The sequence below is a fragment of the Altererythrobacter sp. KTW20L genome (genome assembly GCF_023501975.1).
Lineage (GTDB): Bacteria > Pseudomonadota > Alphaproteobacteria > Sphingomonadales > Sphingomonadaceae > Alteraurantiacibacter.
The window spans coordinates 12,832-32,185 of record NZ_JAMFLH010000018.1 but is presented as its reverse complement, the minus strand read 5'-3'; the positions used below and the strand labels follow the sequence as shown (position 1 = coordinate 32,185).

Annotated in this window: 22 protein-coding genes and 1 tRNA gene; 15 read left to right on the top strand and 8 right to left on the bottom strand. The window is 64.6% G+C overall.

Features of this window, described 5'->3' with window-relative positions; translation table 11 throughout:
* Window positions 1–375: 375 nt before the first annotated feature.
* Window positions 376–450: transfer RNA gene (locus tag M3P36_RS14740), tRNA-Gln, on the bottom strand.
* Between the two features lie 132 nt (window positions 451–582).
* Between M3P36_RS14740 and M3P36_RS14735 the strand changes: the two genes are divergently transcribed.
* Entirely contained in the window at window positions 583–2,817 is a 2,235-nt protein-coding gene (locus M3P36_RS14735; protein ID WP_249704465.1) for a TonB-dependent receptor, read from the top strand.
* A 109-nt stretch (window positions 2,818–2,926) separates the two neighbouring features.
* Here the strand turns inward: M3P36_RS14735 and yghU are convergent, their stop codons facing one another.
* The gene (gene yghU, locus M3P36_RS14730; protein ID WP_249704464.1) at window positions 2,927–3,799 is read right to left on the bottom strand and encodes a glutathione-dependent disulfide-bond oxidoreductase; all 873 of its coding nucleotides are present in this window, start codon (window positions 3,797–3,799) and stop codon (window positions 2,927–2,929) included.
* A 143-nt stretch (window positions 3,800–3,942) separates the two neighbouring features.
* Between yghU and M3P36_RS14725 the strand changes: the two genes are divergently transcribed.
* Window positions 3,943–4,956 carry a methyltransferase gene (locus M3P36_RS14725; protein ID WP_249704463.1) on the top strand — a complete coding sequence of 338 codons (1,014 nt, stop codon included), beginning with the start codon at window positions 3,943–3,945 and terminating at the stop codon, window positions 4,954–4,956.
* 11 nt (window positions 4,957–4,967) lie between these two features.
* Window positions 4,968–5,957 carry a glutathione S-transferase family protein gene (locus M3P36_RS14720; RefSeq protein WP_249704462.1) on the top strand — a complete coding sequence of 330 codons (990 nt, stop codon included), beginning with the start codon at window positions 4,968–4,970 and terminating at the stop codon, window positions 5,955–5,957.
* Here M3P36_RS14720 and M3P36_RS14715 read toward each other — a convergent pair.
* A complete protein-coding gene (locus tag M3P36_RS14715) occupies window positions 5,947–6,369 on the bottom strand; it encodes an MEKHLA domain-containing protein (RefSeq protein ID WP_249704461.1) in 423 nt (140 codons plus the stop codon). The two genes, M3P36_RS14720 and M3P36_RS14715, sit on opposite strands and share 11 nt — an antisense overlap.
* Window positions 6,370–6,528: 159 nt before the next feature.
* On the opposite strand from M3P36_RS14715, the gene M3P36_RS14710 reads away from it, so the two are divergent.
* Window positions 6,529–6,951 carry a carboxypeptidase regulatory-like domain-containing protein gene (locus M3P36_RS14710; RefSeq protein WP_249704460.1) on the top strand — a complete coding sequence of 141 codons (423 nt, stop codon included), beginning with the start codon at window positions 6,529–6,531 and terminating at the stop codon, window positions 6,949–6,951.
* 3 nt (window positions 6,952–6,954) lie between these two features.
* On the opposite strand, the gene M3P36_RS14705 is transcribed toward M3P36_RS14710, so the two are convergent.
* The 4 genes from M3P36_RS14705 to M3P36_RS14690 form a co-directional block, all read right to left on the bottom strand.
* A complete protein-coding gene (locus tag M3P36_RS14705; protein WP_249704459.1) occupies window positions 6,955–7,248 on the bottom strand; it encodes a DUF3817 domain-containing protein in 294 nt (97 codons plus the stop codon).
* Window positions 7,249–7,263: 15 nt separating this feature from the next.
* Window positions 7,264–8,379: a branched-chain amino acid aminotransferase gene (locus M3P36_RS14700; RefSeq protein WP_249704458.1), complete on the bottom strand. Its 1,116-nt coding sequence runs from the start codon at window positions 8,377–8,379 to the stop codon at window positions 7,264–7,266.
* 509 nt (window positions 8,380–8,888) lie between these two features.
* Entirely contained in the window at window positions 8,889–9,455 is a 567-nt protein-coding gene (locus M3P36_RS14695; protein ID WP_249704457.1) for a hypothetical protein, read from the bottom strand.
* Window positions 9,452–9,985: a hypothetical protein gene (locus M3P36_RS14690; RefSeq protein ID WP_249704456.1), complete on the bottom strand. Its 534-nt coding sequence runs from the start codon at window positions 9,983–9,985 to the stop codon at window positions 9,452–9,454. The genes M3P36_RS14695 and M3P36_RS14690 overlap by 4 nt, the downstream gene beginning before the upstream one ends.
* Window positions 9,986–10,106: 121 nt before the next feature.
* On the opposite strand from M3P36_RS14690, the gene M3P36_RS14685 reads away from it, so the two are divergent.
* The 7 genes from M3P36_RS14685 to M3P36_RS14655 all read left to right on the top strand — a co-directional run bounded on the left by M3P36_RS14685 (window position 10,107) and on the right by M3P36_RS14655 (window position 14,995).
* Window positions 10,107–10,886: a TlyA family RNA methyltransferase gene (locus tag M3P36_RS14685; protein WP_249704455.1), complete on the top strand. Its 780-nt coding sequence runs from the start codon at window positions 10,107–10,109 to the stop codon at window positions 10,884–10,886.
* Between the two features lie 103 nt (window positions 10,887–10,989).
* Window positions 10,990–11,544 (top strand): TspO/MBR family protein, encoded by a 555-nt coding sequence (locus M3P36_RS14680; protein WP_249704454.1) that lies wholly within the window; start codon window positions 10,990–10,992, stop codon window positions 11,542–11,544.
* Between the two features lie 38 nt (window positions 11,545–11,582).
* Window positions 11,583–11,831, top strand: coding sequence for an accessory factor UbiK family protein (locus tag M3P36_RS14675; RefSeq protein ID WP_249704453.1), 249 nt, complete (start codon window positions 11,583–11,585; stop codon window positions 11,829–11,831).
* Window positions 11,832–11,883: 52 nt separating this feature from the next.
* A complete protein-coding gene (gene recO, locus M3P36_RS14670) occupies window positions 11,884–12,483 on the top strand; it encodes a DNA repair protein RecO (protein WP_249704452.1) in 600 nt (199 codons plus the stop codon).
* 2 nt (window positions 12,484–12,485) lie between these two features.
* Window positions 12,486–13,544, top strand: coding sequence for a 3-isopropylmalate dehydrogenase (leuB, locus tag M3P36_RS14665; RefSeq protein WP_249704451.1), 1,059 nt, complete (start codon window positions 12,486–12,488; stop codon window positions 13,542–13,544).
* A gap of 54 nt (window positions 13,545–13,598) precedes the next feature.
* Window positions 13,599–14,729, top strand: coding sequence for a glycosyltransferase family 2 protein (locus M3P36_RS14660; RefSeq protein ID WP_249704450.1), 1,131 nt, complete (start codon window positions 13,599–13,601; stop codon window positions 14,727–14,729).
* A gap of 83 nt (window positions 14,730–14,812) precedes the next feature.
* Window positions 14,813–14,995 carry a PLD nuclease N-terminal domain-containing protein gene (locus tag M3P36_RS14655; RefSeq protein ID WP_249704449.1) on the top strand — a complete coding sequence of 61 codons (183 nt, stop codon included), beginning with the start codon at window positions 14,813–14,815 and terminating at the stop codon, window positions 14,993–14,995.
* Here M3P36_RS14655 and M3P36_RS14650 read toward each other — a convergent pair whose 3' ends face one another.
* Complete coding sequence (locus M3P36_RS14650; RefSeq protein WP_249704448.1) at window positions 14,996–16,270, bottom strand: phospholipid carrier-dependent glycosyltransferase; 1,275 nt, start codon at window positions 16,268–16,270, stop codon at window positions 14,996–14,998.
* A gap of 106 nt (window positions 16,271–16,376) precedes the next feature.
* Here M3P36_RS14650 and M3P36_RS14645 point away from each other — a divergent pair, with 106 nt between their 5' ends.
* The 4 genes from M3P36_RS14645 (at window position 16,377) to M3P36_RS14630 (ending at window position 19,210) form a co-directional block, all read left to right on the top strand.
* Entirely contained in the window at window positions 16,377–16,646 is a 270-nt protein-coding gene (locus tag M3P36_RS14645; protein ID WP_249704447.1) for a hypothetical protein, read from the top strand.
* 46 nt (window positions 16,647–16,692) lie between these two features.
* Window positions 16,693–17,901 carry a trans-sulfuration enzyme family protein gene (locus M3P36_RS14640; RefSeq protein ID WP_249704446.1) on the top strand — a complete coding sequence of 403 codons (1,209 nt, stop codon included), beginning with the start codon at window positions 16,693–16,695 and terminating at the stop codon, window positions 17,899–17,901.
* A gap of 102 nt (window positions 17,902–18,003) precedes the next feature.
* A complete protein-coding gene (apaG, locus tag M3P36_RS14635; RefSeq protein WP_249704466.1) occupies window positions 18,004–18,417 on the top strand; it encodes a Co2+/Mg2+ efflux facilitator ApaG/CorD in 414 nt (137 codons plus the stop codon).
* 94 nt (window positions 18,418–18,511) lie between these two features.
* A complete protein-coding gene (locus M3P36_RS14630; RefSeq protein ID WP_249704445.1) occupies window positions 18,512–19,210 on the top strand; it encodes an ankyrin repeat domain-containing protein in 699 nt (232 codons plus the stop codon).
* Window positions 19,211–19,354 lie beyond the last annotated feature (144 nt).

Here is a 19,354-nt window from a genome sequence, read left to right as displayed (position 1 = left end):
GTGGTCCCACCTCGACCAGCGCCGCGTGTATCTAATTCAACGCAAATGCTTCTTCTCATCAGGCGCGTCAGTTGCGCATGACTGGTGTCCGACCCCTTGCAGTAGCTTCCAACTGACGTCCACTTTCGGGGAAGTAGGCAACTGCGCTCTAACGACTGATTTTAGGGCGCAAAGCAGCCGAATTTTCTAATCGGTTCCACGCGCAGCAGCATGGCATTACCTGTGGATTCCGCTCGCGCAAATCTTGCAATCGCGAGCCCGACGAATCATACCAGTTCACAAGTGGCCAAGGCAGGGTTCCACGCCGGTAGCCACGGTGTTTTTATACGCAGTCATTTTCATTGATTTTCAGATACTTACCTGGCCAGCAAATGCTGGCTGGGGCGGCAGGATTCGAACCTGCGAATGCCGGTACCAAAAACCGGTGCCTTACCACTTGGCGACGCCCCAGCGGCCCATCAGGGCAGGGTGCCGCCCATATAGAGCCCTTGGCCCAGATGGGAAGGGCCGATTGTGCGTGGCATATCTGTCCGCAATGCGGCATAAAGCGCGCATAAAAACAATCGTTCCGGGGAGGATCAGATGGGATTGAAGGCTCGGCCGCTGCGCGCGGCATCATCGTTGCTGGCAATGGCTGTTGCTGGGGCTGTTGCAGGATCGGCCTGGTCGGTTCCCGCGCTTGGACAGGATAGCCAAGCGGAGGCCAGCGACGCGGGCAATACCATCGTGGTCACCGGCCTGCGCCGCGCTGATGCCCTGCAGGATACGCCCGCAGCCATCACCGCCTTTACATCGCAGGCGATCGAGGATGCGCGGATCATCCGGCCGGCCGATTTCGTCAACCTGACGCCCAACGTGAATCTGGTCGAAACCCAGAACGCGGGCAACGCCTTCATCATCATCCGTGGCATCACCCAGGCGCGCAATTCCGAACCTTCGGTAGCCGTGGTGGTGGACGGGGTGCAGCAGGTGAACCCGGCGCAGTTCAACCAGGCACTGTTCGATATCGAACAGATCGAGGTGCTGAAAGGGCCGCAGGGCGCGCTCTACGGCCGCAATGCCATCGGCGGGGCGATCATCGTCACCACCAAGGAACCGGGCGACACGCTGGAAGGCAGCATGACCGCAGGCGTGGACAACGGTTTCGGCTATTTCCTGCGCGGCGGGATCAGCGGTCCGCTGGGCGAGGACGGCGGCTTCCGCCTTTCGGGATCGTGGCAGGATACCGATGGCTATATCCCCAACACCTTCCTCAACGAGGATGCCGACCCGGTCGAGAACCTGAGCCTGAGAGGGCGGCTGCTGTTCGATCTCAACGACAATATCGAGCTCGACCTGCGCGCTTCGATGGACCAGCTGCGCACCCAGGCGCTCTATTTCAACATCGTCACCGATGTGAACGACACCAGCCTGCCGGTGCGGGTCAACAATGCCGGGCAGAACGATCGCGACATTTACAATGTGTCGGCGCGGATCGCCTTCACCAATGACAATTTCACCGTTACCTCTGTCACCAGCTATGACTGGCTGGAGGAGATCCTCACCGGCGATGCCTTCGATTTCCGCCCGATCGAGGAAAGCTTCTTCTTCCGTCCTGCGGATTCGCCGTTCGGTTTCGGGCTGGGGCTGGGGTTCGACCTGAACCAGAGCCAGTTCCTCGATGTCGAGGCGTTCAGCCAGGAATTGCGGGTGCAATCGCCCGACAACCAGCCGCTGTTCTGGATGTTCGGCGGCTATTTCATCGCCACCGAACGCTATATCTCGACCGGCAACATGCTGGATACGGGCGCGGGCGTGTTCCCGGTCTATCGCGTGCCGAGCACCAATCCGCTCAATCCCCAGACCTCGTTCCTGGCCGACAGCCAGGACAATGTGGCCTGGTCGCTGTTCGGCAACCTGGGGTACGAATTCTCTGACCAGTTCCGGGCTGACGTGTCGCTGCGCTATGACCACGATCACCGTGAGAACACCACGCTGACGCCGCCGGGCTTCCTGCCCAACGTGCCCGGATTCCCGCCGGCGGTCAGCGGCGAGTTGCGGACCGAGAGTTTCAGCGACTGGCAGCCCAAGGTCACGCTGACCTTTACGCCCAGCAGGGAGGTGACGCTGTACGGCGGCTATTCGCGCGGTTTCCGGTCGGGCGGGTTCAACCAGACCGGGGTTGGCGCGATTGCGGCGGGCAACGGGATTGTCGGCGTGAACGACATCTACGAGGCCGAAACCGCCGACACCTTCGAAGTGGGGGCCAAACTCCAGTTGCTCGACAACATGCTGAGCTTCAACACGGCGGCCTATCGCACGATTTCGAAGAACAGCTATTTCTTTGTGTTCCTGGCGGCGAACTCCACCCAGAACCTCGGCAACGTGCCCAAGACGGAAATCCAGGGCGCGGAATTCGAAGCCATGCTGCGCCCCAGCCGCGACCTGGCGCTGACCGCCGCCTATGGCCTGACCTACAGCGACATCAAGGAATTCCCCGACGCGGCCGCCATCGGCGACGAGGCGCCGCTGATCAGCCGGTCCACCATCAACCTCGGGCTGCAGTACAACCCGGCGATCAGCAACGATCTGGATGCCCTGCTGCGGGTTGACTATCGCCGCACCGGCAAGACCTGGTGGGACGTGCCCAACACCACGGTGCGCGATCCGATCGAGCTGGTGAACGCGCGGGTCGGCGTGGAAGGGGAAAGCTGGGGCCTCCACGCCTTTGCCACCAACCTGTTCAACGAGGAATACAACGCCGAATTCTCGCCCGGCGGCTTCGTGTTCAAGGCGCGGCCACGGGTTTACGGGGTCGAGGCGACGGTCCGGTATTGATGTGATCCTCCCCAGAATGGGGAGGGGGACCACGTAGTGGTGGAGGGGCAGGCCGGGCGCGCCCCTCCACCATCCTGCGGATGGTGCCCCTCCCCGTATCGGGGAGGAATTACAGCGCGTCCGGCCGCGTCCGCACCGGATCGAACAGGCTGCGGTCTTCCACCTTGTCGAAATCGGCCGCCGAGTGGCGTTCCGGCATGGCCTGGGTATTGACCAGTCGGCCGCGGATCGCCGCCGGGCGCCGGTCTATCGCACGGACCCAGCGGGCGACGTTTTCGTATTCATCCAGTGACAGGAACACGTCGCAACGGTTGTAGGCGCCGTGGAACAGGTTGCCGAGCCAGGTATAGGCGGCGATGTCGGCCACTGTGTAGTCCGCGCACGCCAAGTATTCTGTTTTCGCCAGCTGCCGGTCGGCCACGTCGAACAGGCGCTTGGTTTCCATCGCATAGCGGTTGATCGGGTATTCGTAACGTTCAGGGGCATAGACATAGAAGTGCCCGAACCCGCCGCCGATGAAGGGCGCGCTGCCCATCTGCCACATCAGCCAGCTAAGGCATTCGGCGCGAGCGGGATTGGTCTTTGGCAGGAGGTAGTCGAATTTTTCCGCCAGGTGCAGCAGGATCGCGCCGCTTTCGAACACGCGGAAGGCCTCGGGGCCAGAGCGGTCGAGCAGGGCGGGGATCTTGGAATTGGGATTGAGATCGACGAAGCCTGACCAGAACTGGTCGCCTGCAAAGATCCTGATCTGCCAGGCGTCGTATTCTGCTTCCGAAAAGCCTGCTTCCAGCAGCTCCTCGAACATCACCGTCACTTTCACGCCGTTGGGCGTGCCGAGCGAATAGAGCTGGAAGGGGTGCTCGCCCAAGGGCAGCTCCTTGTCCTCGCGCGCGCCTGCCGTGGGGCGGTTGATGGCGGAAAACTGGCCGCCGTTGTCGGCCTCGTTGGTCCAGACCCTGGGGGGCATGTAGACATCGGACATGGGCGCTGGCTCCTGCAAGTGGTTGTGCTGGTGCCATGATGGGTGGCCGCGCCGCGCGGCTCAAGCAAGCGATACTTGGGGGCCATGAGGCTTTGCCTTGGCCGCCGCCAGCGCATAGCGTGGCCTCCGAGGGAGACCGGGGCTTGACCACAGATTCGCGCGCCATCGGGCGCAACTTCGACAGCGCCGACGATGTGTTCAACTGGCTCAACAATGCCATTTTCGGCACTGCGGCGATCAACCTCGCCAACCGGGCGGGGATTACCGCGCGGCTGCTGGAGGGGCCGGCCACGCTGGCGGAACTGGCCAAGGCGGGCGCCTTGCCTGCGCCGCAGCTTGGGCGGATCCTTGATTTCCTGCTGGCCCATGAACTGATCGAGCGGGACGCTGGCGGGGCTTATGTGGCGACCAAGCGCACTGCGCTGATGGCCGAGGCGGCGGGCTATTTTGCCAATACCGAGGTATCCACTGCGGCGGCCACCAAGCTGCTGCCGGGGCTGCGCCAGGGGGTGACGCCGTTCGAGCTGCAGTTCGGCGCGCCGGTCTTCGCCCATTTCCACGCGCATCCGGACATGGCCGAGGCATTCGGCAATTTCATGAGCTTCATGACCCGCCGGATCGAACGCTTCATCTTTGCCGAACACCGCTTCCAGCCGTTCGAAACCGTGGCCGATATCGGGGGCAGCATGGGCGCACTGCTGCTGGGTATATTGCGCGAATATCCCGGCACCAGGGGCGTGCTGTTCGACCTGCCCGAGGTGGTCGCGCTCGCGCGTCCCCAGGTCGAAGCATCGGGGCTGGGCGAGCGGGTGGAGATCGTGGGCGGCAGTTTCTTCGAAAGCGTGCCTTCCGCCGATCTCTATACCCTGAAGCAGATCCTGCATGACTGGCACGATGACGAGTGCCGACAGATACTCGGTAACATCCGCAGCGTCATGAACCCCGGCGCGCGGCTGGCGGTGATCGACCATGTCTTGAGCGACGAGCCGCGCCCCGATGAAAGCATCAGTACCGATGTGGCCATGATGGTGTGGGACACGGGGCGCGAGCGCAAGCTGGCCGATTTCGAGGCGCTGTTCGCTGCAACCGGATTTGCCATCGACCGTTTCACCCCCAATCCCGCCGGTCACAGCGTGATCGAAGTGGTCAAGGCCTGACAGGAGCAAGCGTGGCACAACTCTACAATGGCGAATGGCGCGACAGCGCGCCCGCAGCGGAAGAAGTGGGCGAGGACGGACAGTTCCGCCGCACCGAAAGCAGGTTCCGCGACTGGATTTCGCCCGAACCCGGCGCGGACTATCCCGCCGAGGCGGGCCGCTATCGCCTGTGGGTCGCCGCCGTCTGCCCCTGGGCCAGCCGCACCACGGCTTACCGCGTGCTCAAGGGGCTGGAGGATGTCGTGGCGATCAGCTGGGCCCTGCCCGGTATCCGGAGCGAGGGGTGGGTCTTTTCCCATGACCAGTTCGGCAACCGGGTGGAGGGCGGCTTCCCGCTCCACCGGCTCTACACCGCGCACGATCCGCACCTGACCGGCAAGGTCACCGTGCCGACGCTGTGGGACGAGCAGACCGGCCGCATCGTCAACAACGAAAGCGCCGATATCATCCGGATGCTCAACTCTGCTTTCGACGCAATCACGGGCGACAGGCAGGACTTCTGTCCCGAGTCCCTGCGACCCCGTATCGACCGCTGGAACGAGGCGATATACCCCGCGCTCAACAACGGCGTCTATCGCGCCGGGTTCGCCAAGACCCAGGCCGCCTATGACCAAGCGGTGGCGGGCGTTTTCGCCATGCTGGACCAGATGGAAACGCACCTTGCCGCGCACCGCTATCTGGCGGGCGAATGGCTGACCGAGGCCGACTGGCGCGCCTTCACCACGCTGGTGCGGTTCGACGTGGGTTATCACGGCGCGTTCAAATGCAACCGGCGGGCAATCGAGGACTATCCGGCCCTGCGCAATTACCTGCGCGAACTGTACCAGTGGGAGGGCGTGACGAGTCCGGTGGCGGACACGGTGCTGTTCGACCAGATCAGGCGCGGTTACTACGAACTGGCCGACAAGCACGGCATCGTCGCCGTGGGACCGGAGCTGGACCTTGCCACTCCGCATGACCGCGAGCGGCTGCCGGGAAAGGGTGTGTGGCTTAAAGCATAGTCCAGGTACCAAACGCCGCCGCCTGTCCAAGCCGCACGCCCGCCTCGTCGACGAGGTTCCATATCACTGCATCCTCGATCCGGAACCGCGTGCCATCGGCAGCAATGCGCACGCCGTTATAGCCGTGCACCACGTCGTGCGCCTCCAGCCTTGCGAGCATCGCCGCACGCTCCTCACGCAGGGCGGGTTCGGCGCTTTTGTAGCTGGGCAGGCCGATGAATTGCGCTGGCGTCATGCGGAAAAGATCGAGCGCCAGCCGGTTGGCAAAGAAGAACATAGGCGGCGTTTGGGTGCCGTGGGCCACTACGGCGAGCGGCGCGTCCCACACATCGCCGGTACAAAGCGACTGGCCGGTAAGCCGCAGATAGCTCTCGCCCAGCAGCGCCAGTCGCGCACCTGCGCTCGCTTCCATGCTTGCCCGATCATCCGTCACAGGCGCGATAAAGCATGATCCGGCGCAGGAGGCGAGGGCAGAAGGCGCGGCCCGTTGTAACACTCCCGTCACATTGATCGGCTGTGGCGGACAATCGAGGCGCGGCATCGAGTCGCCCCCGCAACCGGATAGTTGCCCATGCGCCGTTTCGCCTTCCTCGCCGCTGCCCTTGCCGCAACGGCCATCAGCCTGCCCGCCATGGCCGGTGACGTTTCGGGCAAGGTCTATGACCAGCGCGGCGCTCCGGCTGCGGGCGTAACGCTGGAACTGGGCGCGGCGCAGGCGGTAACGGGCGCCGATGGCTCCTACAGCTTCACCGGCATCGCGGCGGGCGAGCATATGCTCAGCGCAGGCAGCCAGCGCGTCGCCGTCAGCGTGGCTGACGAGGGCGAGACGCGGCGCAATCTGTTCCTGCTGTCCAGTGCCGCGCGGCAGGTGGTGACCGGCGCTCCGGTCGATCGGGAAGCGCTCGAAGCAACCCTGGCACTGGGCGAAACGATGCTGCGAGACAGCCAGCGGCGCGGCCAGCAGGCATGGCGCTGGAACGACCTCGAAGGCTGATCTTCAGGCGGTAACCCGCGCCGCCATCTTGCGCCGCACCAGTCCGTCGTTGAGGAAAGTGCCGAAGGGGAACAGCGCCGCCACGAAAGTGCGCACCCATTCCCACAGCGAAAAGCCCCTGCCCGGCAGACACACGGCCATCGCCACGACATAGCCAACCCATGCCACCCCGTGCGCCATGCCGACCGGCGGCACGAGCACTGGATTGCCCGCCCAGTACTTGAGCGGCATGGCAACAAGGAACAGCGCGATCGTGGTCACGCCTTCGACCAGCGCAATGGCGCGGAACAGGCCCAAGCCTTGAAGTCGGCATCAGGCGATCTTCATCACCCAGCCGTGGCGGTCTTCCGCCGCGCCGCGCTGGATATCGACCAGCCGCTGCTTCAGCTTGCCGGTGAGCTGGCCGGGACCGCCCGTGCCGATGGTGAAGTCATGCTCGCGCCCGGCCACCCGGCCCACGGGCGTGACGACTGCCGCCGTGCCGCAGGCGAAGGTTTCCAAGAGGCGGCCCGAACGCGCGTCCTCCTCCCACTGGTCGATGCCATAGCGTTCCTCGCGCACGGTCAGGCCTTCCTCGCGTGCCAGGGTCAGCAGGCTGTCGCGAGTGATGCCGGGCAGGATCGTGCCCGACAGCGGCGGAGTGAGCAGCGTGCCGTCGTCGAACACGAAGAACAGGTTCATCCCGCCCAGCTCCTCGATCCAGCGCCGTTCCTCGGCATCGAGGAAGACCACCTGGTCATGCCCATGGGCAAATGCTTCGCCGGTGGGGACCAGGCTGGCGGCATAGTTGCCGCCGCACTTGGCCGCGCCGGTGCCGCCGGGTGCCGCGCGGGTATATTCGCTGACCCACACCGACACGGCAGGCGAGCCCGACTTGAAGTAGTTGCCCGCCGGGCTGAGGATGACGACGAACTTGTACTGCTTGGCCGGACGCACGCCGAGGAAGGCCTCGGTCGCGAACATGAAGGGCCGGATGTAGAGCGAGCCGCCCTCGACCTTGGGAAACCAGTCCGCATCGGTCAGCACCAGTTGGCGGCAGGCCTCGATGAACAGCTCTTCCGGAATTTCCGGCATGGCGAGGCGGCGGGCCGAAGCGTTGAAACGCTTGGCGTTCTGGTCGGGGCGGAACAGCGCCATCGACCCATCGGCGAGGGCATAGGCCTTCAGCCCCTCGAAAATCTCCTGCGCATAGTGCAGCACCGATGCGGCGGGATCGAGCGGGATGGGCCCGCGCGGGCCGAGCACGGCATTGTGCCAGCCCCCCACGCCATCTTCGCCTTCGACATAGTCCACCGTCACCATGTGATCGGTGAACACCCGCCCGAACCCCGGATCGGCAATCACCGTTTCACGCACGTCGGCCTTCATCGGGGCAGGGTGGGGCAGGCGGGCGATTTCGAGGGCGGGGGCGTCGGCGAGGGTCGCCATGATCGGGTGTTCCTTGATGCGGCAGTGGCAGCGTTATATAATTTCAATTGCCAAAAGGAAAATGAAATTATCGTAAAGTTTGAGACCGGTTTGGTCAGTGCCTAGCGCGGGAAGGGCAGGAGGGAAAGGGGGGCATAAGGCGCAGTGCTGCGGAACGCATAAATGAGAAAGGCGACCCCGCCGGAGCGAGATCGCCTTTCGCATGGTCAGCGGCCGGAAGGTCCGCTCACGAAAGCCTCTGCCAGGCAATTATGCCCGACAATGCTCCGTGCGGAAACTAACCGACCCCCTTGCTGAACCATGAGACATCGGATCACCTCCTTTCGCGCTATTAAGCCAACACCCTAACCCGTCTTACCGGGGCCGTTTCACCGGGGGCGAAGACCGCGAGTACCGCTGGCCTTGAGGTGGAATGTGAATCGTTGCAGCGCACAATGCAAGGCTTGAAATTATCTTTTTCACAGTCAGAATGAGTGTTTCGGCCCTGCCCATCGGGGCGTGCAGAAAATCTACCTGCAATCCTCCACAACCCGGGTGATTTCGGGATAGGCTGGCAGGTAGAGCGCACCCGCACCGGGTACTTCCAGGGCAAACCGGCCGCGCGAAAATGCCATGGCATCAAGCAGCGGGTCGCGCGCGGCCAGCCGCGTTTCCAGCCAGCCCTCGCGTGGCGCTGCCGCCAGCGTGCGGTCCACCGTTTCGGTGCGCACCGTCATGCTGCTAGCCGCAGCATTGCCGTGGGTCATGGCCAGCACAACCTCGCGGCCTGCGGTGCAGGCAAACCGCGCGATGACACTTCCGGCGGGCGAGGAGAATTCGGCTACACTTTCATTCCCGGCGCGTCGCCAGCGCCAGTCGCCCGCGGTCTGCGGGGCGTCGATCCAGTTGCTCTGCACAGGCGCCAGCACAGAAGGCGTTTGCTGCACCACCGGCGGTGCCTGCGTCACCACCGGCGCAGGCGCGGGAGTTGGCGTCGGCGTCGGCATCGGCGCGGGCGGGGCCTCGCTGGCGGGCGGGATGCACCCGCTCAGCAAGACTACGCCAAGGGCAGAAAGGGAAACGCGGCTAAATTTCATCTGCAGGCCTCGAATATGCGGCGGATGCCCGGCGCGCTGGGGACGCGCAGGGTTGCGCCGCCCGGTTGGGAAATCTCGATCGTGCCGCCCGGCTGCACGAAGCCACCGAACACCGGCGCGTCGATGGCGATCGGCGCGACCTGGCGCGGCAGGGCGGAGTTGCCATCAGCCACCATGTCGAGCCGCGCGGCCGTGCCGCCTGATTCCACCACGAAGGTCTGGTTGCCGGGCGTGCTGTTGCTCACCGCCAGGGACAGCGTCCTGCTGGCTCTATCGCAGGTAATGGTGAGGAGGGCATCGCCGTTGGTTTCGCCGAAGGTGGCCGAAGCGCCGGTCGCGCTTTCGTTGATGTTCCAGCTGCCCATGGCCAGCGGCGAACCGTCTGCCGCGACAGTGGGTGTGGGGGTGGAGGTCATCACCGGGGCGGGCACGGCTGCGGCGTTATCCTCTGCCACCGGTTCATCGGCGGAACTGCAGGCGGCAAGCAGCGTGGCGGCACTGGCGGCGATCAGGGCGGAGCGGGAAAGCATCGGTAAGACAATCCTTCAAAACATGATTCGGGTCCATCCAATTGCGCCCGGAATATGACAGGAAAAATCGCGCCCAGATTCCCTCTGGCGCAGGCGGGTGCCGCCCCCTATCGCCACTGGCATGAGCGAAGACAGCATCGCCAATAGCATCGCGGGCAAGCCCGGCAAGCAGAGGATCGACCAGTTGCTCGTCGAACGCGGGCTGGCGGAGAGCCGCGCCCGCGCCCAGGCGCTGGTCATGGCGGGGCTGGTCTTCGTCAAGGGCGCGCGGGTGGCGAAATCGGGCCAACAGGTGCCCGCCGATGCCGAGATCGAGGTCAAGGGCCGCGACCATCCGTGGGTCGGGCGCGGCGGCGTGAAGCTGGACGGGGCGATCCGGCACTTCGGCCTCGATCCGACCGGAGCGGTGGCGATGGACATTGGCAGTTCAACCGGCGGGTTCACGCAAGTCCTGCTGCACCACGGGGCCGCCCATGTTTTCGCGGTGGATGTCGGCACCAACCAGCTCGATTACCGGCTGCGGGGCGATCCGCGCATCACCGTGCTGGAACAGACCAATGCCCGCGAACTGACGCCTGCGCTGATCGACCGGCCGTGCGACTGGGTGGTCTGCGATGCCTCGTTCATATCGCTCGCCAAGGTGCTGGAAGTGCCGTTGCAACTGGCCGCGCCGAAGTGCCGGCTGGTGGCGCTGATCAAGCCACAGTTCGAAGTGGCCAAGGGCGAAGTGGGCAAGGGCGGCATCGTGCGCGATGCGAAACTCCACGACCGCGTCTGCAAAGAGGTGCGCCGCTGGCTCGAACTAGGCGGCTGGGTGATCGACGACATCATCGAGAGCCCGATCAAGGGCACCGAAGGCAACGTCGAATTCCTCGTTTCGGCGCAACGTGGCGGAAATTGAATAGCGCCGTGCCTTTGGTCCGCTTGCGCCGGCGGGAACAGAGCGGCACAGTCGGCGCTTGTGATTCCGCAGGGCTAACCGCCCGCGCCAGACAGGAGCTTCGATGAACCGCCTTGCTACCCCCGGCCAATTGCGCGCCAGCCTGCTGCGCTGGTCGCTGTTTATCGTGCCGGTCGTTGTCCTGCTGGGCTTTGCCTCGGGTCAGATGGCAGGCAGCGGGGCGGACAATCCGTGGTTTGCCGCGCTGGAAAAGCCAGGCACCTATCCGCCGCCTGTTACCTTCGGCATCGTGTGGACCATCCTTTATGTGATGATGGGCGTGTCCTTCGCCATGGTCTGCGCCGCCTGGGGGGCGCGCTGGCGGCCCTGGGCTATCGTGGCCTTCGTGGTGCAACTGGCGCTGAACCTCGCCTGGTCGCCGGTGTTCTTTGCCGAGCATGATATCGAGCTGGCGCTGGCTATCCTCCTGGCGCTCGACGTGGCCTTGGCGGTCACGATCTGGCTGTTCTGGAAAGTGCGCCGCGCTGCGGCCTGGCTGCTGGCGCCCTATCTCCTGTGGTGCCTGTTCGCCACCCTGCTCAACTGGCAGATCCTCGACCTCAATCCGAATGCCAGCGGGATGGACCCGAACAACGCGGTCCAGCGGATAGAATTGTAACTCTTGCCAACGCCACGGCGCAGGACCACATAGCCTCTATGCAAAGCGAAAACCCGATCATCTCCGACTTCGTCAAACTGGCCAATTCGGCCGCCGGCACCCTGGCGGGCATGACCCGCGAGGCACGCGACGGCGCGCGGGAGCGCATGCGCGAGGCGCTGGGCGGCATGGATTTCGTCAGCCGCGAGGAATTTGACGCGGTCAAGCAGATGGCCGCCACGGCGCGCGAAAAGGTCGAAGCGCTGGAAACGCGGCTGGCCGCGCTGGAAGCCAAGAACACGACCTGAACAGCCAGTCCAGCCGCTTGACTGACGCGGGTTAAGGCATAGCATTCTGCCGATGCACCTGCGCACCCCCGCCATCCTTGTCGCCGCCCGTGCCCATGGCGAAACTGCCGTGGTGGCGCGTTTCCTGACGGCGGAATACGGCCTTGTCGCCGCCTATATTGCAGGCGGACGCGGGCGCCAATTGCGGCCGGTGCTGATCCCCGGCAACGTGGTGGATCTGCAGGTGTCCGCCCGCTCGGACAGCCAGTTGCCCTTTGCCAAGGTGGAACTGGTGACGAGCCGCGGGCCTTACTTGTCCGAGCCCCTGGCCGCTGCCGCGATCGGCTGGGTCTGTGCGCTCACCGCCACGGCCTTGCCCGAACGACACGCCTATCCCGGCCTTCATTCCGCGCTGGGCGGGCTGGTCGATGCCATCAGCCTGGCACCATCGGCCCGCGGCTGGGCGGGTGCGCTGGTGGGCTATGAAGCACTGCTGCTGCGCGAGCTGGGCTATGGTGGCGAGGGTGGCCGTCCATTGGGCGACCTGGCCGCCGTGCTGGCGGCAATGGACGCGCTGGCCGAGCCTTTGCAGAACTACCTCCTTGCCGACCGCCGCGCAGACGTTATGGCGGCGCGCGCACGCTTGCGGGAAATGCTCGGGCGAATGGAGTAGGTATGAAAATCGCATGTCTGGCCGGTGACGGTATCGGCCCGGAAATCATGGTCGAGGCGAAGAAGGTGCTGGCCGCGCTTGCCATTGACGGCGTGACCACGGCCGATGCGGACGTGGGCGGCACGGCATATCGCAAGCACGGCCACCCCCTGCCGCCCGAGACATTGGCACTCTGCGAGGCGAGCGACGCGATTCTGTTCGGCGCGGTGGGCGATCCGGGCTGCGACAACCTTGAGCGGCACCTGCGGCCCGAACAGGCGATCCTGGGCCTGCGCCAGGCGCTGACGCTGTTCGCCAACCTGCGCCCGGCCACGATGTTTGCCGGCCTTGAAGACCTGTCGGCCCTGCGCCCCGAAGTCGCCCGCGAGATCGACCTGCTCATCGTGCGCGAATTGAATGGCGACGTGTACTTTGGCGAGAAAGCCATCCGCGTGCTGGATGACGGCCGCCGCCAGGGCTTCGATTTCATGTCCTATGCCGAGGACGAGGTGCGCCGCATCGCCCACGTCGGCTTCCGCGCCGCGCAGGGCCGCAAGGGCCGTTTGTGCAGCGTGGACAAGGCCAACGTGCTGGAAACCAGCCAGCTGTGGCGCGACGTGGTGATCGAGGTTTCCGCCGAATATCCCGATGTGGAATTGAGCCACATGTATGTCGATAACGCCGCCATGCAGCTGGTGCGCAATCCGGGGCAGTTCGACGTTGTCGTCACCGGCAACCTGTTTGGCGACATCCTGTCCGACCAGGCGAGCATGTGCGTGGGTTCCATCGGCCTGCTCGCCAGCGCCTCGCTGGGCGAACGGCAGACGCAATATGGCACGCTGGGCCTTTATGAGCCGATTCATGGCAGCGCGCCGGACATTGCCGGGCAGGGCAAGGCCAACCCCATGGCGATGATCCTCAGCCTTGCCATGCTGCTGCGCCACTCGCTGGGGCTGGAAGCGGAAGCCGCACGGGTGGAAGCGGCAGTGGCCCGCGCCCTGGCCGATGGCGTAAAGGGTGCGGACCTCGGCGGTTCTGCCACTTGCGCGGAAATCGGCGATGCGGTGGCGGCGCGACTGTAATCGACCTGTGAACCTTATGGTTCACATCGCGCGCCAGTGCGCTAGGTCGTGCCCATGACGCCTGCGCCTCCCGCCAACCCCGGCCTCGGCACCACGCTGCTACTGGCCGTGGTCCTGCCGACGCTGAACGAGCGCGGGAACATTGCCCCGATGGTGGCGCGGCTGGAACAGGCGCTTGGCCCCACGGGGTGGGAGGCACTGTTCGTCGATGACAACAGCCACGATGGCACGGCGGAAGAAGCGCGCCGGATCGGGCAGACGGACCCGCGCATCCGGGTGATCCAGCGCATCGGTCGGCGCGGGCTGGCGAGTGCGGCGATCGAAGGCATGTGCGCCACCGCCGCGCCATTCGTGGCGGTGATGGACGCCGACCACCAGCACGATCCCGCGCTGCTGCTCGCCATGCTGGAAGCTGTCCGTTCGGGCGAGGCGGACCTTGCCTATGCCAGCCGCTTTGTCGCAGGCGCCAGCGCCGAGGGGCTTTCCAGCCAGCGACGGGAGAGGGGCAGCCGGATCGCCAATGCGCTGGCCCGCAGGCTGACCGGCACCGAATTGAGCGACGCGATGAGCGGCTTTTTCCTCCTCCGGTCGGACCAGTTGCGCAAGCAGGCGGGCGATCTTTCCGGCATAGGTTTCAAGGTGATGCTGGACATACTTGCCACCGCGCGCCCACCTCTGCGCGTGAAGGAATTCCCGCTGGCCTTCGCCGAACGGCTGGAAGGCACCAGCAAGCTCGATCACGGCGTGGTGCTCGATTTCCTCGCCGGGCTCTATGAACGCTACCTCGGGCGGGTGATCCCCACGCGCTATGCACTGTTCGGTACGGTGGGGGGCCTGGGCGTGTTCGTCCACATGGGGGTGCTGGCGGCGCTGTTCCGCACGGGCCTTGCAGGCTTTACCCTGGCGACTGCCGTGGCGACCGTGGTGGCGATGACCTTCAACTTCTGGCTCAACAACCTGCTCACCTACCGCGACAAGAAGCTGAGCGGGGCGTGGGCGCTGTTGGCGGGCTGGGCGGGATTCTGCGCCACCTGCGCGGTGGGCGCCTTCGCCAATGTGGCGGTCAGCAGCTACCTCGAAGGCCACGGCTGGCGCTGGTGGGCCGCAGCCCTTGTGGGTGTGGTCCTGGCATCGGTGTGGAATTATGCCCTCTCGAGCAAGTTCGTCTGGGGCCGTTTTCGCTGAAAAGCCGGAACCTTTAACCAGTCCGATCCATTCCTGTTGACAAGAGCGGCGTAAAACCGCGTCTCAAGAGACAGGAGCAAGTCATGGAAATTCTTGGTATCATCGGCCTTCTGCTGGCCATTTATGCAATCTACAACGTGCTGACGAGCGGCGCTTCGACGGCGGCCAAGATCGGCTGGACTATCGGCCTGATCGTGCTGCCGGTCATCGGTTTCATCGTCTGGCTGATCGCAGGGCCCCGTGGCGGCCAGCGGGTAGTTGCCTAATCAGCGCCACCCTTCGATCCACGCATAGTCGAGGAACGACTGTTCGCCTGCCAGTGCGGCGGCGGTCAGGATCGAGTAGAACCACAAGAACAGGGCGGCTGATCCCAGGACGATTGCTCCGGGGACCAGCCGCTCTTTCCGTTGCCACAGGGCCTCCAGCCCCAGCGCCAGCGCTGCCATGCCGAACATGTGCGGCAGGAAATAGTGGTGGAAGAACTGCACCGGCTTTGGTGCGACGATCCACAGGGTAAAGCTGGCGGCATAGAGCACGAACACCGCGAGGCAATCGCGCCGCCCGTCCTTCACGCCGGCCCAGGCGCACCAAGCCAGTGCCGGCAACATGACGAGTGAGCTGAGCGGGTTGCCCATCATCAGCACCCCGCGCTGGGCTCCGTCCACCATGTCATAGAGATACCAGATCGCGCGCGAATTGGCCGCCCACTGCCACCAGTTCGACTGGTAGGGGTGCGGCGTGATCACCTGTGTCTGCAGGTCGAGCATTTGGCGATGCAGGTCCACCAGGCCCGCAGGATCGCCCGATACGGTGTCGAACAGCAGGAACGGCCAGTAGGATAGGGCATAGACCGCCAGCGGTATTAGGCCGAGCCATATGGCCGCCTCCCACAGCGTCATCCCGCCAACGGGCCAGCCGCGGTTGGTGGTCAGCGCCGCCCAGCGCGACTGCCATACCCGCGCCGCCAGAAAGGCCAGGCCCGGCAGCATGGCCAGCGGGATGGCGTTCCATTTGCACGCCATCGCCGCGCCCAGCGCCGCCCCGGCAATCGCCAGCCGCCACCGCGCCGTCTCGTTCTCGCGCACGGCCCCGGCGCACATCCACAGGGCCAGCATCACGAAGCCCGCCATCATCCCGTCGAGCATGGCTATCCGCGCCTGGACCAGCAGCGGGAAGCCGGTGATGAGGAACAGCCCCGTCAGCAGCGAAGGCGCGGGGCGGCAGGTGGCAAACCACATGGCGCGCATGGCAGCGAATATCCCCAGCACACCCATCAGCAGCGGCGCGGCACGCCAGCCCAGCGGATTGTCGTCGAACAGCAATATGCCCAGGGCAATAAGCTGCTTGCCCAGTGGCGGATGCTCCATGTTGAGGGCCTGCGACAGGTCCAGCACGGCGCGCGCGGCGGGCAGGTAATGCACCTCGTCGAACATCGGGGTGGATGGGGTGGTCAGGCGCACGGCGGCGAGAATGGCAAACACCAGTGCCAGCAGCACATGCAGGCGCCACGGATCGGCAGGATGCGGAGGAGGCTGGCTCATGCTGGTGATGGAATAGCAGCGGCCTGTTGCTTGGCAAAGTCAAAGGCAGGCCACTTTTCCGGGACGGCCTGCCGGAACACGAAATGGTTGCAGGCGTTATTTCATCATGGATCGTACTCTTTTTCTCTTCTGGCATGACGGCACCACACCGTTGCCCGACGGCATGGCTTTTCACGGCGATGCCCACCAGCTTACCCCGGGCATGTGGCTGGTGCGGAGCGAGTTGCCGCGCTCGAAGCTCTATCACGAGTTGAAGTGGCAATTGCCCGAAGGCACCGCCTTGCTGGTCACGCCGCTGTCGGATGATCCCGATGGCTGGCCCAAGTTCAAGGGCGCGGAACCCGGTGCGCTGGCATGGTTGCGCGAAGGGGTGTGACAAGTCCGCTTGCGGGCGGGGCGCGGCGCTTCTAAACGCTTCGCCCATGAAAAGAACCACCGGAACCGATCGCTCGATCACCTCGAAATGGCGCCCTGCCACCCGCGCCGTGCGTGCGGGCACCACGCGCAGCGAGCATGGCGAGACGAGCGAGGCGATGTTCCTCACCAGCGGCTATACCTATGACAGCGCCGCCGAGGTTGCCGCGCGCTTTGCCGGTGAGGCCACCGGCATGCAGTACAGCCGGTTCCAGAACCCCACTGTCGCCATGCTGGAAGAACGCATCGCGGCGATGGAAGGGGCCGAAGCCTGCAAGGTCCAGGCAAGCGGCATGGCGGCGATGACATCTTCGCTGCTGTGCATGCTGTCGGCAGGCGATCACGTGGTGGCGGGGCGCGCTGCGTTCGGTTCGTGCCGGTGGATCCTGGCCAATGTGCTGAACCGCTTCGGCATCACCCACACCATTGTGGACGGGCGCGACAACGCGGCGTGGGAAGCGGCGATCCAGCCCAACACCAGGGCTTTCTTCTTCGAGACCCCGGCCAATCCCACGCTCGACATCGTGGACCTGGCCTTCGTCTGCGGGCTGGCGAAATCGCGCGGGATCGTGTCGATCGTGGACAATGCCTTTGCCACCTCGGCCTTGCAGCGACCGCTGGAATACGGCGCGGACGTGGTCACCTATTCCGCCACCAAGCTGATGGACGGGCAGGGCCGCGTGCTGGCCGGCGCCATCTGCGGCAGCGCGGAGTGGATCAACAACACGCTGTCGCCGTTCCAGCGCAACACCGGCCCGGTGCTGAGCCCGTTCAACGCCTGGGTCGTGCTGAAAGGCCTCGAAACGCTCGACCTGCGGGCGCACAAGCAGAGCGAGAACGCGCTGGAAGTGGGCAAGTTCGTCGAAAGCCGCGTTTCCCGCGTGCTGCACCCCGGCCTTGCCAGCTTCAGCCAGCATGACCTCGCCATGCGCCAGATGGACGCGGCGGGGACGATCTTCAGCTTCGTGGTCGATGGCGGGCGCGAGGCGGCGTTCAAGGTGCTCGATGCGCTGGAACTGGTCGATATCTCAAACAACATCGGCGACAGCAAGAGCCTCGCCTGCCACCCGGCCAGCACCACGCACCACAACATGGGCGCCGAAGGCCGCGCCGAGATGTGCGTGGACGAAGGCATGATCCGGCTGAACGTCGGGCTGGAGGATCCGGCCGACGTGATCGAGGACCTCGACCAGGCCTTCACCCGGGCGGGTCTGTAGCGCCGGGCTTGGAATTTGCGGCCACGCTTCATCGACTAATTGCCGACAAGTGCCGCCAGCCCCTTGTCGCGCCGGGGAATAGCGTTAGGCTGCACAATCGTGATGATCCGTGATGCCCTCAATTCGCTGTTCCAGCATGTCGCCACCACCGCGGGGGTGACGGTTCGCGTGTCGGTCAACTTCATGCCCGAACAATCGCGGGTGGAAGCGGGCCGCTGGTTCTGGGTCTATCACATCCGGCTGGAAAACGGGCGGGAGGACGTGGTCCGCCTGCGCACCCGCCACTGGCGCATCAGCGACGCGCGCGGCATGATCAACGTGGTCGATGGCGAAGGCGTGGTCGGCGAAACCCCGGTCCTCGCGCCGGGCGAAAGCTTCGACTATGTCTCGGGCTGCGAACTGACAACCAGCCAGGGCGCGATGCAGGGCCACTACAGCTTCACCGCCGAAGACGGCTCCAGCTTCGAAGTCGCCATCCCCCATTTCGTGCTGGAACTGCCCGACCCGGTGGAGTGAGGGCGCGCGCTCAAGGCATCCTGCCCTTGCGGCGAGGGTGGCCCTGGCTTAATCATTCCACTGAGGGTTGGGCGGTTTTCACTCCGGGGGGCGCATGAAGTTATGGTTGGCCGCCGCAATCGGCATCGCGGCGATACCGCTAGCATTGCAAGCCCTTCCCAAGAAGGTTGATCGCTTCTTCACGGAAGAGCGGATCAACCGTTTCGCGCATTGCTTCATCGAGGCGACAGACGCCGACGTTCACCTTTGCAAGATCGATCGTGAACACATTGACTGGCAGCTTCCAGAAGAGGGAATGCCAACCTTCCTCATGTATGCCGTGGCAAACGAGCAGAAGGTCAATCTGACTCCAGTCAAGCTTGCCTACCTCATCGAAAGTGGTGCCGAACCCGAGAAAGTCCTCGGATACGTCCTGACGATTTCGGATTTTGCGCTATTCTCCCAGTACGTGCGTTCATCGGGTGGGCCAAACGCATTTGGCGGGAGAATGCTGCACGATGCCGCAGTGTTCTGGCGCGAAGATCGTATGGCGCTTCTCGTTGAAGAGCTTGGGGGCGACCTTGAAATCAGGGATCCCTTGTCTGAGGAAACGGTTGTTCTGACTGCCAAGCGTTCGCAGCATTCAGACGGCCCACTTGCCGCAATCAATTGGCTTTTGGACAGAGGCGCGGATCCAACTGCGATGGACGATCGGGGTCGGGACTTGTGCGAATTTGTATCTCGCGGACCCGATGTAAGACGAGGCATTACCGAGGAAGACCTTGCTTCGCTATCAGAACGGCTGGGTTGCTAGAAGAGCTGCACCCCTCCTGGCAGCGCAAGCCTCAGCCTCAGCCTCAGCCGCTACCGCACCCGTGCCATCCCCCACTTCGTGCTGGAACTGCCCGACCCGGTGGAGTGAGGGCGGCTGCTTTTGCGCAGTGTGCGGGTTAGGCGG

Excerpts from the sequence above, each read along its gene's own strand:
- M3P36_RS14735 (WP_249704465.1), top strand. The coding sequence starts at position 583 with ATGGGATTGAAGGCTCGGCCGCTGCGCGCGGCATCATCGTTGCTGGCA.
- yghU (WP_249704464.1), bottom strand. The coding sequence starts at position 3,799 with ATGTCCGATGTCTACATGCCCCCCAGGGTCTGGACCAACGAGGCCGAC.
- M3P36_RS14715 (WP_249704461.1), bottom strand. The coding sequence starts at position 6,369 with ATGGAAGCGAGCGCAGGTGCGCGACTGGCGCTGCTGGGCGAGAGCTAT.
- M3P36_RS14710 (WP_249704460.1), top strand. The coding sequence starts at position 6,529 with ATGCGCCGTTTCGCCTTCCTCGCCGCTGCCCTTGCCGCAACGGCCATC.
- M3P36_RS14700 (WP_249704458.1), bottom strand. The coding sequence starts at position 8,379 with ATGGCGACCCTCGCCGACGCCCCCGCCCTCGAAATCGCCCGCCTGCCC.
- M3P36_RS14695 (WP_249704457.1), bottom strand. The coding sequence starts at position 9,455 with ATGAAATTTAGCCGCGTTTCCCTTTCTGCCCTTGGCGTAGTCTTGCTG.
- M3P36_RS14690 (WP_249704456.1), bottom strand. The coding sequence starts at position 9,985 with ATGCTTTCCCGCTCCGCCCTGATCGCCGCCAGTGCCGCCACGCTGCTT.
- M3P36_RS14685 (WP_249704455.1), top strand. The coding sequence starts at position 10,107 with ATGAGCGAAGACAGCATCGCCAATAGCATCGCGGGCAAGCCCGGCAAG.
- M3P36_RS14680 (WP_249704454.1), top strand. The coding sequence starts at position 10,990 with ATGAACCGCCTTGCTACCCCCGGCCAATTGCGCGCCAGCCTGCTGCGC.
- M3P36_RS14675 (WP_249704453.1), top strand. The coding sequence starts at position 11,583 with ATGCAAAGCGAAAACCCGATCATCTCCGACTTCGTCAAACTGGCCAAT.
- recO (WP_249704452.1), top strand. The coding sequence starts at position 11,884 with ATGCACCTGCGCACCCCCGCCATCCTTGTCGCCGCCCGTGCCCATGGC.
- leuB (WP_249704451.1), top strand. The coding sequence starts at position 12,486 with ATGAAAATCGCATGTCTGGCCGGTGACGGTATCGGCCCGGAAATCATG.
- M3P36_RS14660 (WP_249704450.1), top strand. The coding sequence starts at position 13,599 with ATGACGCCTGCGCCTCCCGCCAACCCCGGCCTCGGCACCACGCTGCTA.
- M3P36_RS14655 (WP_249704449.1), top strand. The coding sequence starts at position 14,813 with ATGGAAATTCTTGGTATCATCGGCCTTCTGCTGGCCATTTATGCAATC.
- M3P36_RS14650 (WP_249704448.1), bottom strand. The coding sequence starts at position 16,270 with ATGAGCCAGCCTCCTCCGCATCCTGCCGATCCGTGGCGCCTGCATGTG.
- M3P36_RS14645 (WP_249704447.1), top strand. The coding sequence starts at position 16,377 with ATGGATCGTACTCTTTTTCTCTTCTGGCATGACGGCACCACACCGTTG.
- M3P36_RS14640 (WP_249704446.1), top strand. The coding sequence starts at position 16,693 with ATGAAAAGAACCACCGGAACCGATCGCTCGATCACCTCGAAATGGCGC.
- apaG (WP_249704466.1), top strand. The coding sequence starts at position 18,004 with ATGATCCGTGATGCCCTCAATTCGCTGTTCCAGCATGTCGCCACCACC.
- M3P36_RS14630 (WP_249704445.1), top strand. The coding sequence starts at position 18,512 with ATGAAGTTATGGTTGGCCGCCGCAATCGGCATCGCGGCGATACCGCTA.